This is a genomic window from Thalassotalea sp. Sam97 (assembly GCF_041379765.1).
GTDB lineage: Bacteria > Pseudomonadota > Gammaproteobacteria > Enterobacterales > Alteromonadaceae > Thalassotalea_A > Thalassotalea_A maritima.
Genome location: NZ_CP166919.1, coordinates 933,463 through 948,577, shown reverse-complemented (window position 1 = coordinate 948,577; position 15,115 = coordinate 933,463). Strand labels below are relative to the sequence as shown.

Genomic DNA, 15,115 nt, shown 5'->3' with positions numbered 1-15,115 from the left:
GCTTTGCAACTAACGATAACCTACATGAAATGTAGGCTAATTAGTACCCCCCAAACTAGTAGAACAACGCTCGCCACAACCAACTGCTGTCTAATTCATCTTTACAGCTTTTTAGTTGGCTACTGTAGGTTTTAGCTCGATTATCAACTTTGCGAGCGACTTTAGTAAGCCACGCTTTTTTCTGGTAGGTTTTGCGTTTATAGCCACCCCAACCTTCGTGGTAGTTTAAATACTGATTATAACCATCCCACTTCGACACCCCATTTACCTTGTGGGTTTTATAAATAAACCAGCCCATAAAATCGATTGCGTCATCAAACTCATCGCGATCTGCGCCGCTATTATCGGTTTCGCGCACATAATCATCCCACGTTAAGGTTTTCGCTTGAGCAAAACCGTAGGCACTACTGACGCGCCCCCATGGAATAAAACCTAATAAATAATCGCGCGGTGGTAGCGCATCGCCACGAAATGAACTTTCTTGATACATCATACTCATTGGCACATGGATAGGTACACCCCAGCGCTCATTCATATCTTGTGCGTCGTCGTACCATGAGTGATGTTCGCGGAAAATATCACATAGGTTGTCAGGATTCTCAGGAGGCGGTGTAATACATCCCGACAACAGGGTGGTTAACAATAAAGCAGATATTTTTGTTTTATTTTTCATCGCTATAGGATTTAAAGAGGCAATACCGTAAGTTTGCCAGATTTAGCAAACTTTTTTAATTTATTTTGAACTAATTTAGATATACCGGGTCATATATTATGAAATATTTATTTCTCCTTGGTTTAATTTTGCACCTTCAAGTAAGGTGCTTTTTTTTGCCTAAAACTCAACGAAAAAAAGCCTATCGCTGTATAAGCCTACAATACTCTACCTTTGCGCGTTAACCTCAAATAGCTCTACATCAGCATGTTATAAACTTGTATAAAAAAACAAAATAATTTTGAACTTTTAAACTGACGCGACGTCTTACTTCATGAAAGCAATTTTTCCCTGGACTGCTTTTACATTAACAGCGCGTCAAGTAACGCGCTTTTTTTTGTCTGCGATTTATTTACTTTATTGTGCCTACCGGTAGCCTTTTGTTGGCTTGTTCTAAACAAACAGGGTGCCCTGCCGCCAGAATATCGGCAACGTTTGTTACAAAGGGTTAGCAAGACCAGCCATATTTAAAAGTGACATCCCAGAACGCAACATAGATAAACAACATAGCTCAGTTCCACAGATAAGCGCTATAGAGTAGATAAAAACCATAGAGAGACAACGTCACTATCTGTATTCCCAGTTGTAACCCCATCACACGTTATAAATAATACGTAGTAAGTGTTGCGCTTATACCAATCACATTAAGTTATTGCTCACTCAGTGAGAATTTAAAGGCTTTTAAGCAAGGCTTTGATTGCAGAGAATGGTTATTCCATTGTCAAAATCAGTTACGCAGCATAAAAGCCTTTAAAACTGACCCATAGGGAGTTTGCCTGAGGCCTATTTACGGCCCTATATTTCATTAATATAGAATGACTATTTCAATGAAATCTATGTTGTAGCTGAACCTCTGCTCTAACTCAGAGTTGGCCACAAACTTAGTGTAATTGGTATTATGTGTGGTTTTAAATCAAAAGGGAGGTTCTAGTTGTTTTTATATGACCAAAAACAACGCTGAATTTCGTAACAAATACCTCAAAAAACAGCAACTAAAAAAAAGAGCACCTAAGGAGGTGCTCAAACTGCGTGTGTCATTCATAAGGAAATCAAATGTCTTACATTATCTAAGAGTTACTGCGGTTCATTTAGTTCCCAAAAAATATTACTTTTTAAAATAATCTTGCAAAAAATCATCAAAGCTCAACGTATCGCTTTGCTCTATCTGTAATTGTTTGTCTAAAGACGCTTGTGCCATCTCACCAAATTGTTGTTCGCTGAAGTAGCTATAAGGGTGATCTTTTAACTCTGCTCGAAACGCCTTGGCTTTATCCAGTGCCCAACCGACAATGCTCTGCTCACCGCGCATCAAGTCTTGTAATATTTTCGCAGATGGCGTCAATGTTGGGTCATTTATCTTGCTATGCTCAGCAGCAATAACAGCAGAGTAATCGCTGGTGTTATAAGCCTTATCAAATAACTCAGCAATGTAAGTTAACTCCGTAAAGATCTCGTTGCCCCATTCAGGAATCGTTTTATCAATGCCTTTGTCATTGAGCCGCAATCCAAGTTTGCGCCCTTCAACAATCACTTTATTGGTGTTTTCGATAAATACGTTTTTTTGTTCAAGTGTCACTGCGGGACTCTCTTTTAATAAACAATACGTAATGAACACATCTAAGAACTGCATTTGTTGCTTACTGATACCTGTACTTGTAAACGGGTTGACATCCATCGCTCTAACTTCAATGTACTCAACTCCACCTTCTTTTAACGCCTCTGAAGGTTTTTGTCCTGACTTAGCCACACGTTTAGGACGGATTGGTGCGTACAGCTCGTTTTCAATTTGCAGTACATTGTCATTTAACTGCTGATATTCACCATCAACCTTGACGCCAATTTTAGCAAATTCCGCAGAAGGTAAGGTAATGGCGTTTTGCACCGACTCAACGTAGCTTTGCAGTGAGTTGTTACAGATTTTAAGCGCTGACTGCGATGAATTGGTGTAGCCTAAATCACTCATGCGCAGCGATGTTGCGTGCTCTAAATACAAACAACCTTTTGGCGTTTCTTTAAATGGTAAATTGTACTCGCGGCCTTGTAAAAAACTAGGGCACAGCGCAGGTGAGCTACCGAATAAATACGGAATTAACCAGCCAAAGCGTTTGTAGTTTCGGATCAAGGCAAAGTAGCGATCCGAGATAAAGTCTTGTGCCGTTTGTTTATCGCCTAATATCGACTGTAAGGTCGCGAAAAAATCGTCTGAAAAGGAAAAGTTAAAGTGAATACCGGCGATTACTTGCATCATAGAACCATAACGATTTTTCAGCCCTTGGCGATATACGGTTTTCATTCGACCTATATTCGATGTACCGTATTGAGCTAATTGGATTTGCTCTTCGCTTTCGACGACACAAGGCATGCTCATTGGCCAAAACCAATCACCATCGATGTTATCTAAGGTAAATTTTTGAATATCTTTTAATTGATCTAAACTATCGTCAATCGACTCGGTCGCTGGAGTGATAAACTCCAGTAAACTTTCTGAGTAATCTGTGGTAATCAAGCTATGAGTTAAAGCACTGCCGAGGGCCTTGTTATGACCTTGTAAGGATAATTTACCGTCAGGTTGGATGCGTAGCGTTTCTCGTTCCACACCACGTTTAATCGAGGTTAATGAGTCAAGGTTCTGTTCAGCAATAGCCGAGGTAATATCTGCAATAGTTAACGCCAAAATTGCTCCTAAAGGCAGTGTTATGCCAAACAATCATAGTGTTTATGAGGGTTTAGCAATTATAGTCTGATAATCTTATATGCGTACGAGTATACCTAAATTCAATCAATTCATGGACTTTTTTTCAAAACTCATCGTTGGTTAAGGTAAAAATCGTTGCATCAAATAACGACGACCGTTGCTAACCTATCGTTATATCGAATTGTGTTGCGATATCCGTTTAAGATTAAAGCGTTATAACCGCCATAAGTCTGTTTAGTTGAGTTATTCTTTGTATTTAGCAACATAGCCTTGTAAAGTTAACGACAGAATTTTTTTGGTTTATATGATGCATGCTTGATTCAGCCTTAACTTTACTGCCGCCAATTGCCGCAATCGCCATAGCCATTTGGCGAAAAAATGCCACCATAGCCTTACTTTGCGGTATTTTTTTATGTTTTCTCCTGATTGCGAACTATAACCCGTTTACCGCAACTGGTGACACAGCGATGTCGATACTGAACATTTTCAGTTCGACCTATAACACGCAAATTATTGCCTTTAGTTTATTAATAGGTGCCTTAGTCGAGTTAATGAACCGCTCTGGTGCCGTGCATGGTTTTATCGATAATCTCGCCAACCTCAATTTAGTAAAAACCAAACGACAAGCGAGCTTGCTACCGACCGTTGTCGGCACCAGCATATTTACCGACACTAACCTATCGATGTTTTCTGCCGGTATGGCTTCACAAAAGCTATTTGATACCCATAAAATGAGTCGAGCCAAACTTGCCTATTTAATCGACTCGACCTGTTCGCCTATCAGCGTATTATTTTTAATTAACGGCTGGGGGGCTTATTTACTGGGGCTGTTAGACGGATACAATCTTGGCGACCCGGTAGGCGTACTTATTGGCACACTTAGTTATAACTTTTACGCCATCATTGCCGTCCTGCTAGCCTACTACACAGCTTATACAGGTAAACTATATGGGCCATTAGCGCTGTCTGAAGCAAAAGTGCTAGAACAAGTTGCAGATACAGAGCATAAAACGGCAAAGGCACGGGTAATGTGGCTGCCGATGTTAACCTTGTTAGGGCTAACCATTGCGCTTATGTACATTACTGGTAACGGTGATATTCGCCGTGGCGCGGGGGCGTTTTCAGTTTTTGTATCGAGCGTTACCGCTATCGCACTATTGATGGTAATGATTTTCGCTTACAAATTAATGAGCGTAAAAGAAGTCGCTCAAGGCTTCGTTGCAGGCATTAAAAATATGGCTCCTGCGGTGCTTATATTAGTGTTATCGTTTGCCTTTGGTGATGCGATTGGCGCATTAGGCACGGGCACCTATGTTGCCAACTTAATCAATCCTGAATTTCCAGTTATCTATATCGCACCGCTAATATTCCTGGTCGCTGGGCTTATGGCCTTTGCCACTGGTACCTCGTGGGGTACATTCGCTTTACTGATCCCGATAGCGGTACCTATTGCTCTGGATGTGAACGTTCCTGTGTCATTTTTAGTGGCCGCGGTACTCTCTGGTGGTGTGTTTGGCGATCACGCTTCACCAATTTCAGACTCGACGGTTGTCGCGTCCATTGCCTCAGGTTGTGATCATTACGAGCATGTGCGAACACAATTACCGTATACTGTCTTTGCTGCACTACTAACCATCATCGGCTTTTTCATCGTTGGTGCGTTTCTGTAAATAAGGTATCCGTGCCTAATAAGGCAATACATACTATGACGATAAAAATTGTATATGACCACGCTGATTTTTTGGTCATTAATAAAGATGCCAACGTCAACTTTCATGATGAAGGTGATGTTGGCTCGGGCGTATTTACTGCGCTTAAACAACAGCTCAATATCAGCGAGCTATATCCTGTTCATCGCCTTGATAAAATAACCTCAGGCATTTTAATCTTTGCTAAAAATATTGAAGCAGCAAGACTGTTTGGCGAGTTATTTGCGAGCCACAGTATCGAAAAATATTATCTCGCCGTGAGCAAACACAAACCGAAAAAGAAACAAGGCTTAGTCCAAGGGGACATGGCTAAAAGCCGACGCGGCAGTTATAAATTACTGCGCAGCACTGACAACCCGGCGAAGACACGCTTTTTTAGCTACAGCATAAGTAATGGCTTACGCTTGTTTTTACTTAAACCGCTGACTGGCAGAACCCATCAAATTCGTGTCGCATTAAATAGTTTAGGCAGTCCTATTGCTGGCGACCCAACATACAACGGCCAAGACAAATGTGACCGTGGTTATTTGCATGCCTATGCCATTGCCTTTGATTATCAAGAACAACGCATTGAACTTGTTTGCGATGATATGCCTGGTGAATTATTCGACCTTGCAGCACCGATTATTAAGGCCGAAAAACTGGATAAACCTTGGCAATTGGCATGGCCTAAAGGGAGAAATAGCTAAAAGACTGACAACAATGTGCTCGCCACCAGTTCAGGCTTGCGTATAGGGCAAAGTAAAATTACCACTTAATTTTGACATCCCAACGAACTTTGTAACATGGTGGCACTTTTTATGTAGCTAAACCAAACTCAGAATAAGAGTTTGATCTAAGGGTAATTCGGCGAACAGGACGCTCAGCTAAAAACAGTTAGAGTGAAAGTTAGCAAGAACTAAATCTCGTAGCCCAAAAATCATAAGCTATCAACTACTTCAAAATAATTGATAGCTTAGATCGTTTAGTTTTGAAAGAAACTATAGCTACTAGCTTTAATATATCAGTGTCAAATGGTTACTGTAACTTGCTTATTATAGACGTCATTAAACCTTCAGATTTTGACGTAAAGCCCTTAATTTCATCAGATAGCCATTCAGAGAACGTTCCCATCTGCTTCTTCAACTGAAAATAACGAATAGCTTTAACAATACCTGCTACACCTATACCGATAGCCGATAGAGCAAAGCCTACGTTTTCAAAATATCGGGCTCCCATCATAAAGCAACTGGCAATTGGTAATAGCCAAGCAAGATGCCAAAAACCAATGCCATTATCGGCAATAGCATCTTGAAATTTTTCAGCTTTCATCCATTGTGCCGATGATAAACCATCAGATTCAGCTTGCGGGTGAACTACAATAATGGTTGGCTGCAGTTCGCCATCCCAATTTTGACCAAGCACACTTCCTTCAGATACAACATCATTTTTATCTGAATTGGTTTTACTGTGGTAGACCCAACCTAGAGTAATAATATGATCACGAGGCAATTTATCTAATTGCATGTCTTGCAATCTAAAATTATGCAAATTGCCATCATGATCTTCAGCGCTAATATAATCGTAATGAATGGTTGTTTGCTGAACATCGACATCCTTAACATACTTAGTACCCCGAATAGTCTGACCTTTGGTTTGTCTTACGGTGGTGATAACATCTTTGTCTTTTTCGTGCTCACGTAAAATGAAATGACGCCATTGTATTTGAATGTACTCCTTTCGCCCTTTATTGGTTACTTTATAAAACTTTTCGTGAATACAACTTCGGGAAAATTCTTGAATGCCTGAAAAAATCTTCTTTTCAAGCACTTTCTTTCGAGCTTGTAACACCATTTCTCGTTGCATTTCTTCTTGAAACGAGATCTCTTGAGGTTCTTGAGCTAGTACTGCTGAGTTATTATCGGTCATAGTTATTTCCTTGTTCTTATTATTTTCCTTAAACATATTTGATATTTGTTAGACTATTGGTTGCACATACTTAACCATAATATACACAAGCATATCCACCCAACCACCATAAAACCAAAAAAAACCATTAAAATCAACCAACAAAACCACCAAGTTATTTTGACAAGTATGATAAGTGACAAATTTGGCAGTACAAATTAACCTCACACACATGCTAGGACACTCAAATATCGAACGTACAAAGTTAGGAGTTCAATGGGATCTTAATGCTCTATAAAAAGTAAGGACTTAGGCCACAAAATTCTTCAATAGATAGCCTCATCATTACAGATGCTTTCCAGCTAACAATCTGCCATATTTTTACTACACTTTGCCCTAAAATGCCCAAAACCGAGCCAATACCAACTAACTACTAGCGCCATTGTTAGTGGTTATTTTATTTGTTATGGAGTATCGAATGAGTAATGTGCTAATCATTAATGCCCACGAAAAATCGCCATTTTCCTAAGGCCGTTTAAATGCCTCTTTAGTTGAGCAAGCTAATGCCAATTTACGTGGTAAAGGCCATGATGTACGTATAGTCACCATGCAAGATGCCATTGATGTTGAAGAGCAGCTTGTGCACCTCGCTTGGGCCGAAAACATCATTCTGCAAGCACCAGTCAATTGGATGACTATCCCTTGGTCGTTTAAAAAGTATATGGATGAGGTGTTCAGTGCTGGTATGCAAGGCGTGTTATGCAACTTTGACGGTAGAACTTCTAAACAACCAAAAAAGAACTATGGCACAGGTGGTACGAAAGGAAATGCTAAGTACATGTTGTCGCTAACATTCAATGCCCCAAAGAAGCCTTTGAGGATGACGATGAGTATTTATTTCAAGGGAAAAGCGTTGATGATTTAATGCTTCATATGCATGCTAATTTTCGCTTTTTTGGTATGAGTCCGCTGCCTACCTTTGTTTGTTATGACGTATTAAAAAATCCAGATATCGAAAACGACTTTAAACGCTTTGCTGAGACCTAGATACTCACTTTTAGCGTTTAGAGCTGACTCAGCATAAGCTCCGATAAAACAAAAGGGCGCTATGTTATTAGCGCCCCTTTATATTCATTTAAGATCTGCTACGCAGCTCTATTTAGCCTTGGAATTTTTTCAATACTAAGGTTGAGTTCGTACCACCAAAACCAAAGCTGTTCGACATCGCTAAGTCAATATTCGCTTCTTGTGGTTCACGGATAATATTCAAACCTTCTGCTTTTTCGTCAAGCTCATCAATGTTGATTGATGGCGCGATGAAGTTATGCTCCATCATTAGCATGGTGTAAATGGCTTCATGAACACCAGCGGCACCTAGGGCATGACCAGTCATGGCTTTAGTCGCAGAAATCGCTGGGCAATCGTGACCAAACACCTCTTGAATAGCGCCAAGCTCTTTAACATCGCCAACAGGTGTTGATGTACCATGGGTGTTTAAGTAATCAATTTTACCTTCAACGCCTTCCATTGCTTGTTGCATACAACGAACGGCGCCTTCACCACTTGGTGCGACCATATCATAACCATCAGAGGTAGCGCCGTAACCAACGATTTCAGCGTAAATGTGTGCGCCACGAGCAAGAGCGTGCTCTAACTCTTCAACAACAACCATACCGCCACCGCCAGAGATAACAAAGCCGTCACGGCTTGCATCGTAGGTACGCGATGCTTTTTCTGGTGTGTCATTATATTTAGTTGATAATGCGCCCATGCCATCAAACATCATGGCTAATGACCAATCAACTTCTTCACCACCACCAGCGAAAACAATATCTTGCTTACCTAGTTGAATTAACTCCGCCGCATGACCAATACAGTGTGCAGACGTTGCACACGCTGAACTGATTGAGTAGTTATTACCTAAAATCTTAAACGGTGTTGCCAAGCATGCTGAACATGTCGATGACATAGTTTTTGGTACCGCATATGGGCCAACACGTTTAACGCCTTTTTCGCGAAGGGTATCGGCAGAGTTAACAACGTTAAGTGATGACGCACCACCAGAGCCGGCAACTAAACCAGTACGGTAGTTTGATACTTGATCGTCAGTTAACTTAGCGTCTTTAATCGCTTCTTCCATTGCGATGTATGCATAACCTGCCGCATCGCCCATAAAGCGAAATATTTTGCGGTCGATGTGATCTTTTGGCTCGATGTTTGGCTTACCCCAAACTTGGCTACGAAGCCCTTTTTCTACAAAGCTTTCTGATTTACTAATACCAGAACGACCAACTTTTAATGAATCCAGAACTTCTTCAGCATTGTTACCAATACTCGATACAATACCAATACCTGTAATTACGACACGTTTCATTAGAAAATAACCATGTTGATTGTTTAAACTGTGGCTATGATACATGGTTTACAAGCCAATTCTGGTCTATCCAGTATCCCTGTGCTCACTGTGCCACCTTATATGACAATGTGCCATGCTCATAGCGAATAATACTTAGCTATTAATACCATGAATCTCGTCTAGGAAAAACAGCAAGCACAATAAAACCCGCAAATTGCGTGTTAATGATCAAATAATTACGTCAGTTGGTATAAAATAGGCGTAGCCCGTTTATTAAAGCAATGTAGCAAGGTTTCTTCGTGGTAAACATTAAAACCGCCGACGTCAAATTCGACCAACATGGCGCCCCTTATTCAGAGCAATTTGATGATATTTATTTTGATAGCAAGCAAGGGTGGCGACAAAGCGAACAAGTCTTTATCGAAAATAACCAACTTCCGTCGCGTTGGCATAATTTTAATAAGCCATGTTTTACCATTGCCGAAACAGGTTTTGGTAGCGGTCTTAACTTTTTTCTAACGGCAAAAGCTTTTACCGAGTTTTATCAGCAACATGACTCTAATCTCAGCTTACATTTCATCAGTGTTGAAAAATATCCGATGACGCTTGCTGATATCAGTAAGGTATTGGCGTTATGGCCTGAACTTAGCCATTGGACAGAGCAGTTTATTGCCCAATACCATTTAGAAAAACCAGTATTAGAAATGCACTTTGGCGATAATATCCGCCTTACCATATACCTTGATGATGCCTTAAAAAGTTATCGCGCCCTTGCCGATGTTGCCAGACAAAGCGTTGATGCCTTCTATCTCGATGGTTTTGCGCCAAAGCGTAATACCGATATGTGGTCAGAAACTTTGTTCGCCGAATTTGCCCGTTTAGCTGCCCCAAAAGCCACTTTAGGTACCTTTACCGTTGCCGGGTTTGTCCGCCGCGATCTTGAAAATCAAGGCTTTAACGTAACTAAGAGAAAGCACTCGTCGAGCGTTCAGCAAGGTAGTGTGTCACCAAGCGAATCCAGCAATACTCAGGTTGGTAAGCGAGAATCGTTGCAAGCCGAATATGTCGGTATCAAGCGGGCAAAACCATTAACGGGATTTAAAGTGCGCAGTAAAACTGAAGCGTCGCAACATGCTACGATCATCGGTGGTGGCATTGCCAGCGCCTGCATGGCACTTGCGCTTGTTAAAAAAGGCATCAAGACTACCATTTATTGCAAAGACGCGACCTTAGCACAAGGTGCATCTTCTAACGCCATCGGTGCGGTCTACCCGCTGTTGCATGTTGAAACCGACACCATCAGTCGTTTTTATCAACAATCGTTTGACTATGCTATTGCCTTATACCAGCAACTGCTCAGTCAAGACTACCAATTTAGTCATGGCTTTGATGGGCTCATAGAAGTTGCTTATAAAGCGCCCTTAATTAAGCGCCAGCAAAAGTTCGAAAACAGTAACCATTGGCCTTATGATTTAATTCATGGCGTTAATGCCGAACAAGCGAGTGAGCTTGCTAATATATCCCTGCCTTTTGGTGGCTTGTTTATGCCCCGCGCTGGTTGGGTATCTCCACCAGAGTTAGTACAAGCGGTGTGCCAAGCCGCCGAAGATAGCGGCTTATTAACAGTAAAATATCAGCGTCACTTACAAAGCGTCGTTGCTACCGATAATGGTAGATGGCGCTTCACCACCAACAAAGAGGCAAAAACCGTACAAAATCTGATTTTTTGTACCGGCGCCGACTCACTGAATATCGATATCCTCAACGATTTGCCATTATCCGCGGTGCGCGGCCAAGTCACGCAAATGCAAAGCAATGAGCATATCGCGCCATTAAAAGCGGTGTTATGCCACAAAGGTTATTTAACGCCTGCTCATCAAGGAGTACATTGCATCGGCGCAACCTTTGATAAAAACAATCAAAGCATAGAAGCAACAGCGCACGATGATATTTTCAACCTCAATATGCTCACCACCTGCCTTGGCGATATTGCCAAATGGCAAGCTGACGATATCGTCACTGCAAAAGCCCGATTGCGCTGCTGTACACCCGATCACTTACCTATCGCTTCGCGTATGCCGATTATTGATAAGCACATTGAGTACTATGAGCATTTGCGTTACGACAAAAACTGGCACTTTGAACAAGCAGCACCATTAAAACATGGCTTATATGTATTAACCGGGCTAGGTGCGCGCGGTTTATGCAGCGCGCCGCTACTGGCAGAAATCATCGCCTGTGAAATCACTGGACAAGACTACCCTGTTGATGATGAGATGCTATTTAACCTGAGTGCCAATCGCTTTATTGTACGCGACTTAATACGCTCAACTGCTTAAGTCAGAGGTAAAAGCCACAGGCATTGCTCAGGTATGGCTATCAGTAAAACCAAAGGGGAAATTATTGACTAAAGCATTAACTTTACGAGCGTATGTAAAAAAACGCAGCGGTCTGCCATTAGGTGCCAAAGGCTCATTAGCAAACATGCTAAGCCGTTCATTGGGTGCTAGCTCGTTACGTACAAAAACCGTTAACGGTTTGGCTGCCGAAATCACTGGCCAATATCATGACCTTTACTGTTAGTGGCTTATTACATGATATTGCCGTTACCCTCATTAAGGGGCAGCAGATATATGTCATAACGCCTTGGTTTACCTTAATGGGCGTCGCAATGGTGGCTACAAGCGGTTTAGAAATTAATTATCAACAACGCCCTTGGCTGATAAGAGCGTTGATTAACCTTATGATTATCATAACCTGCTATGGCGCCAGCCGTGGTTTAATGTCGTTGATATAAGATGTAGTAAAAACCGTGCAGGCGTATCTAGTACGTATTAGGTAGTTAAATGTTAAAAAAGAGGCGCATTACAATAAAGGCGAAGCATGCTATTAGCAGCATGCTCCTGATAACTTAATGACTAAAAGCGCCTTTTAGCTGTAACCAAAAATCATCAACGATAAGGCGATCGCTCTCATTCAGCTCATGACTTGCCGCCGTTAATTGCTCGCTCACCAGATGCGCTAGTTGCGCCGTTAAAGGCTGACTGTCGTCACCAAACTGCACCGCGGCAACTTCAATAAAGCCACGTAAATAACTGCTAGCAAACAGTACATCATCATTATCAAGTTCAATCAAACTGTCAAAATACTGCGCTAGATGTTCAAGGTGAGTAACCTGAGATAAATTCATATAAAGCTCTGTAAAATCTATGTATTAAATTCGGAAAGTTATCAAGTATCGTTTAAACAATGCCAGGACTCGCGACTGGGTATAACACCTGATCATGAAATCCGGTCACCACTGGTAGGTAACCCGTTAACTCGGCATCAAGCTCCGGATCACCGGTATCAACAATGAGTGGTCGTTGCTCAAGGGCTTGTAATTTTCGTTTGGTAGCTACCACAACAATATTATCTTTACCGATAGCGCGAATAACCCGCGGACTGAGTTGCTGATTGCCACGGCCAAAAATATGACCTTGGCCACCAATCACGGTGATTACTAACTTCACCTCACCGTCAAATTCGCTAATTTTTTCAAACAGTTCAGGCTCGGTAATATCGGCGTGGATCAGCGCTTGCTCACACACTAAGTCGACACCCAACAAGGTATTATCAAGTGCGAGTTCATCCATTACCGCAGCAACCGTTGAGCCTGAACCCATCACAAACAATTGCTCTTCCATCTCTTCAATAACATGAGCGGCAATATCCATCAATACCAGTTCATCTGACTCTTTACCGCCAGACTTTACCGCTTGAATGTATTGTAACTGACTCGGTATTTGCATCTCACCGTAGCGCTTCGCTTTCACTACGCCTTGGCGAAACGCGGTTTCGTCAATATCCATAACATCGGCTTCGGTAAATGATACCAGTTCGTTATTGATCATTTGTTCAACGACGCGCCCGGCGGCACTTGGCGTTAGCGCATAAACACCGGAATGAATCTTACAACCGGCGGGAATACCTAACACGGGAAAATAACCATCAACTTGATGACTGACGTTACGTGCGGTACCATCACCGCCAGCAAACAACAGTAAATCGACGCCAATAGTTTGTAATATATTGACTAAGTTCTCGCTATCTTGTGGGCTTGAATGATCGCCGTCATATTCATAAACCACTTGCGTTTGAAACCCTAACTCAATCGCTGTATCACCGCCCATATCGCCATCTGCGGTATAAATAGTGATTTGATCTCTGTATGGTAATAACACTTCTAAGGCAAGCTTAGCGCGTAAATTAGCCTTAGGCTCTGCACCTAATGCAATTGCTTTGGCTGGAGTATCTACACCATCGCTGCCTTTTAGTGCAACACTGCCACCAATACCCGCAATTGGGTTAACTAAAAAACCAAGTTTAAACTGTTTCATAACGACTACTTTCTCTGTTATGGCTAAACGATGTTTCAGGCGCAAACGCTTGTTGCTGAAACCCAGCCAGCGGATCACGAAACTCGAATAAGTTCGGTGTTAACGTTAAGCCAGGGTTATAAAAAGCAATCAATGCGTCGATCAGCTGTTGCGCTCGCGGCGGAAAGCCATGTTGCAAATAGCTCAGCACTTGCTGATGGACACGTTGCTGAAAACCGTAACGGTCAATCTCAATTCCAGACAAGTTATCAACCGACACGTTAAACGCAAAACCACTGGCAACGCAAAACGCCCACTCGATGGCTTGCGGTTTTACTTCGACATTTTCAAACGCCGCTTGTTGCTCGGCATCGCGCCCATCTGGCGCATACCAATAGCCATAGTCTTCCAATAATCGACGTTCGCTGCCAGCAATACACCAATGGGAAATCTCATGAAAAGCACTGGCATAAAAACCATGAGCAAAAACCACTTGATGAAACGCTGCGCCTTGCCCCGCAGGCAAGTAAATGGGTTCATCACCGCCTTTTATCAAACGCGTGTTATGCAATTGATAAAAACAGCGATCAAATATATCCATCAAATCTTGATAGCGATGCTCGGTCATGTAAGGAAAACTCTGGTTAAACGAATAGCGCTATTTTATCGGATTATACGCTCAAAATTAATGCTTTATTCTGTATTTAACGAAAGATTGATAAAAAATTTCAAAAACAACGGCGTATTCCGATATAGTTACAGAAAGCGTAGCATCAAGGTCGCTAGCCTCTCTGCTCTATCACACGTAGAACAAACGTGTAGTGCATATTAACTGAGTTAACATTTACCATCACTAGCGACATCGATGTATTTCATAGTAAAAACAACAACGATGACCATATGAAAAAACTTGACGATATCGACTTACAAATACTGACGTTGCTCTATAACGATGCTGACATCACCAATAAAAATTTAGCCGCTCACATTGGCATCGCCCCTTCAACTTGCCTTGAGCGAGTTAAACGAATGAAATCTTCAGGCGTTATCAAAGGCTCATTTGTCGACGTAAATTACAATACCATCGGCGGTAATATAGAGGCGATTGCCGCCATTCAATTACAGCCCTATTCCGAAGAAATCGTTAATAGCCTACGCGATGAGTTACTGCAACTGCCGGAGATTGTCTCCATGTATCATATGGGTGGCGCTTTCGATTTTTACATTCACATGTCAGTAAAAGATACCGAGCATCTGCGTCGCTTTGTTTTTGAAGCCATCACCTCACGCGATGAGGTAACAAACGTTGAGACGGCGCTGGTCTTTGAGCACAGCCGCAGCCCAGTGATGCCAAACTTTAGTGATATGAACTAATTCAAAAACAAACCAAGTGATTAG

The 15,115-nt window shown here is 41.8% G+C and carries 13 protein-coding genes and 1 pseudogene; 7 read left to right on the top strand and 7 right to left on the bottom strand.

Features of this window, described 5'->3' with window-relative positions; all coding sequences use genetic code 11:
• Positions 1-55 precede the first annotated feature (55 nt).
• Positions 56-673 carry a hypothetical protein gene (locus tag ACAX20_RS04180; RefSeq protein WP_371188822.1) on the bottom strand — a complete coding sequence of 206 codons (618 nt, stop codon included), beginning with the start codon at positions 671-673 and terminating at the stop codon, positions 56-58.
• Between the two features lie 1,144 nt (positions 674-1,817).
• Positions 1,818-3,386 (bottom strand): glutamate--cysteine ligase, encoded by a 1,569-nt coding sequence (gene gshA, locus ACAX20_RS04175; protein WP_371188821.1) that lies wholly within the window; start codon positions 3,384-3,386, stop codon positions 1,818-1,820.
• A 332-nt stretch (positions 3,387-3,718) separates the two neighbouring features.
• Here gshA and ACAX20_RS04170 point away from each other — a divergent pair, with 332 nt between their 5' ends.
• Together ACAX20_RS04170 and ACAX20_RS04165 are read left to right on the top strand one after the other, a co-directional pair.
• Entirely contained in the window at positions 3,719-5,077 is a 1,359-nt protein-coding gene (locus tag ACAX20_RS04170) for a Na+/H+ antiporter NhaC family protein (RefSeq protein ID WP_371188819.1), read from the top strand.
• 35 nt (positions 5,078-5,112) lie between these two features.
• Complete coding sequence (locus ACAX20_RS04165) at positions 5,113-5,805, top strand: TIGR01621 family pseudouridine synthase (RefSeq protein ID WP_371188818.1); 693 nt, start codon at positions 5,113-5,115, stop codon at positions 5,803-5,805.
• 328 nt (positions 5,806-6,133) lie between these two features.
• Here the strand turns inward: ACAX20_RS04165 and ACAX20_RS04160 are convergent, their stop codons facing one another.
• Entirely contained in the window at positions 6,134-7,024 is an 891-nt protein-coding gene (locus ACAX20_RS04160) for a hypothetical protein (RefSeq protein ID WP_371188817.1), read from the bottom strand.
• Positions 7,025-7,481: 457 nt separating this feature from the next.
• Between ACAX20_RS04160 and ACAX20_RS04155 the strand changes: the two are divergent.
• Positions 7,482-8,050 (top strand): annotated as a pseudogene (locus tag ACAX20_RS04155) (NAD(P)H-dependent oxidoreductase).
• A gap of 112 nt (positions 8,051-8,162) precedes the next feature.
• On the opposite strand, the gene fabB reads toward ACAX20_RS04155, so the two are convergent.
• Entirely contained in the window at positions 8,163-9,377 is a 1,215-nt protein-coding gene (fabB, locus tag ACAX20_RS04150; protein WP_371188816.1) for a beta-ketoacyl-ACP synthase I, read from the bottom strand.
• Between the two features lie 281 nt (positions 9,378-9,658).
• Here fabB and mnmC point away from each other — a divergent pair, with 281 nt between their 5' ends.
• The 3 genes from mnmC (at position 9,659) to ACAX20_RS04135 (ending at position 12,156) form a co-directional block, all read left to right on the top strand.
• Positions 9,659-11,698, top strand: coding sequence for a bifunctional tRNA (5-methylaminomethyl-2-thiouridine)(34)-methyltransferase MnmD/FAD-dependent 5-carboxymethylaminomethyl-2-thiouridine(34) oxidoreductase MnmC (gene mnmC, locus ACAX20_RS04145; RefSeq protein WP_371188815.1), 2,040 nt, complete (start codon positions 9,659-9,661; stop codon positions 11,696-11,698).
• 64 nt (positions 11,699-11,762) lie between these two features.
• Positions 11,763-11,942, top strand: a complete 180-nt coding sequence (locus ACAX20_RS04140; protein WP_371188814.1) for a hypothetical protein — start codon at positions 11,763-11,765, stop codon at positions 11,940-11,942.
• On the top strand, positions 11,926-12,156 hold the full coding sequence (locus ACAX20_RS04135; protein ID WP_371188813.1) for a hypothetical protein: 231 nt from the start codon (positions 11,926-11,928) through the stop codon (positions 12,154-12,156). Before ACAX20_RS04140 ends, ACAX20_RS04135 begins: the two co-directional genes overlap by 17 nt.
• 114 nt (positions 12,157-12,270) lie before the next feature.
• Here the strand turns inward: ACAX20_RS04135 and ACAX20_RS04130 are convergent, their stop codons facing one another.
• Genes ACAX20_RS04130 through ACAX20_RS04120 form a run of 3 tightly spaced genes read right to left on the bottom strand, consistent with a single transcriptional unit; the run spans position 12,271 to position 14,345 of the window.
• A complete protein-coding gene (locus tag ACAX20_RS04130; RefSeq protein ID WP_371188812.1) occupies positions 12,271-12,549 on the bottom strand; it encodes a YfcL family protein in 279 nt (92 codons plus the stop codon).
• Between the two features lie 52 nt (positions 12,550-12,601).
• Positions 12,602-13,738 (bottom strand): ATP-NAD kinase family protein, encoded by a 1,137-nt coding sequence (locus ACAX20_RS04125; RefSeq protein WP_371188811.1) that lies wholly within the window; start codon positions 13,736-13,738, stop codon positions 12,602-12,604.
• On the bottom strand, positions 13,725-14,345 hold the full coding sequence (locus tag ACAX20_RS04120; RefSeq protein WP_371188810.1) for an elongation factor P hydroxylase: 621 nt from the start codon (positions 14,343-14,345) through the stop codon (positions 13,725-13,727). The genes ACAX20_RS04125 and ACAX20_RS04120 overlap by 14 nt, the downstream gene beginning before the upstream one ends.
• Before the next feature lie 272 nt (positions 14,346-14,617).
• On the opposite strand from ACAX20_RS04120, the gene ACAX20_RS04115 reads away from it, so the two are divergent.
• Positions 14,618-15,091: an Lrp/AsnC family transcriptional regulator gene (locus ACAX20_RS04115; protein ID WP_371188809.1), complete on the top strand. Its 474-nt coding sequence runs from the start codon at positions 14,618-14,620 to the stop codon at positions 15,089-15,091.
• The last annotated feature ends 24 nt before the right edge of the window (positions 15,092-15,115 follow it).

Coding starts and splice junctions, on each gene's coding strand:
- ACAX20_RS04120 (WP_371188810.1), bottom strand. CDS start 14,345: ATGACCGAGCATCGCTATCAAGATTTGATGGATATATTTGATCGCTGT.
- ACAX20_RS04135 (WP_371188813.1), top strand. CDS start 11,926: ATGACCTTTACTGTTAGTGGCTTATTACATGATATTGCCGTTACCCTC.
- ACAX20_RS04165 (WP_371188818.1), top strand. CDS start 5,113: ATGACGATAAAAATTGTATATGACCACGCTGATTTTTTGGTCATTAAT.
- ACAX20_RS04170 (WP_371188819.1), top strand. CDS start 3,719: ATGCTTGATTCAGCCTTAACTTTACTGCCGCCAATTGCCGCAATCGCC.
- ACAX20_RS04125 (WP_371188811.1), bottom strand. CDS start 13,738: ATGAAACAGTTTAAACTTGGTTTTTTAGTTAACCCAATTGCGGGTATT.
- ACAX20_RS04160 (WP_371188817.1), bottom strand. CDS start 7,024: ATGACCGATAATAACTCAGCAGTACTAGCTCAAGAACCTCAAGAGATC.
- ACAX20_RS04115 (WP_371188809.1), top strand. CDS start 14,618: ATGAAAAAACTTGACGATATCGACTTACAAATACTGACGTTGCTCTAT.
- ACAX20_RS04180 (WP_371188822.1), bottom strand. CDS start 673: ATGAAAAATAAAACAAAAATATCTGCTTTATTGTTAACCACCCTGTTG.
- ACAX20_RS04130 (WP_371188812.1), bottom strand. CDS start 12,549: ATGAATTTATCTCAGGTTACTCACCTTGAACATCTAGCGCAGTATTTT.
- fabB (WP_371188816.1), bottom strand. CDS start 9,377: ATGAAACGTGTCGTAATTACAGGTATTGGTATTGTATCGAGTATTGGT.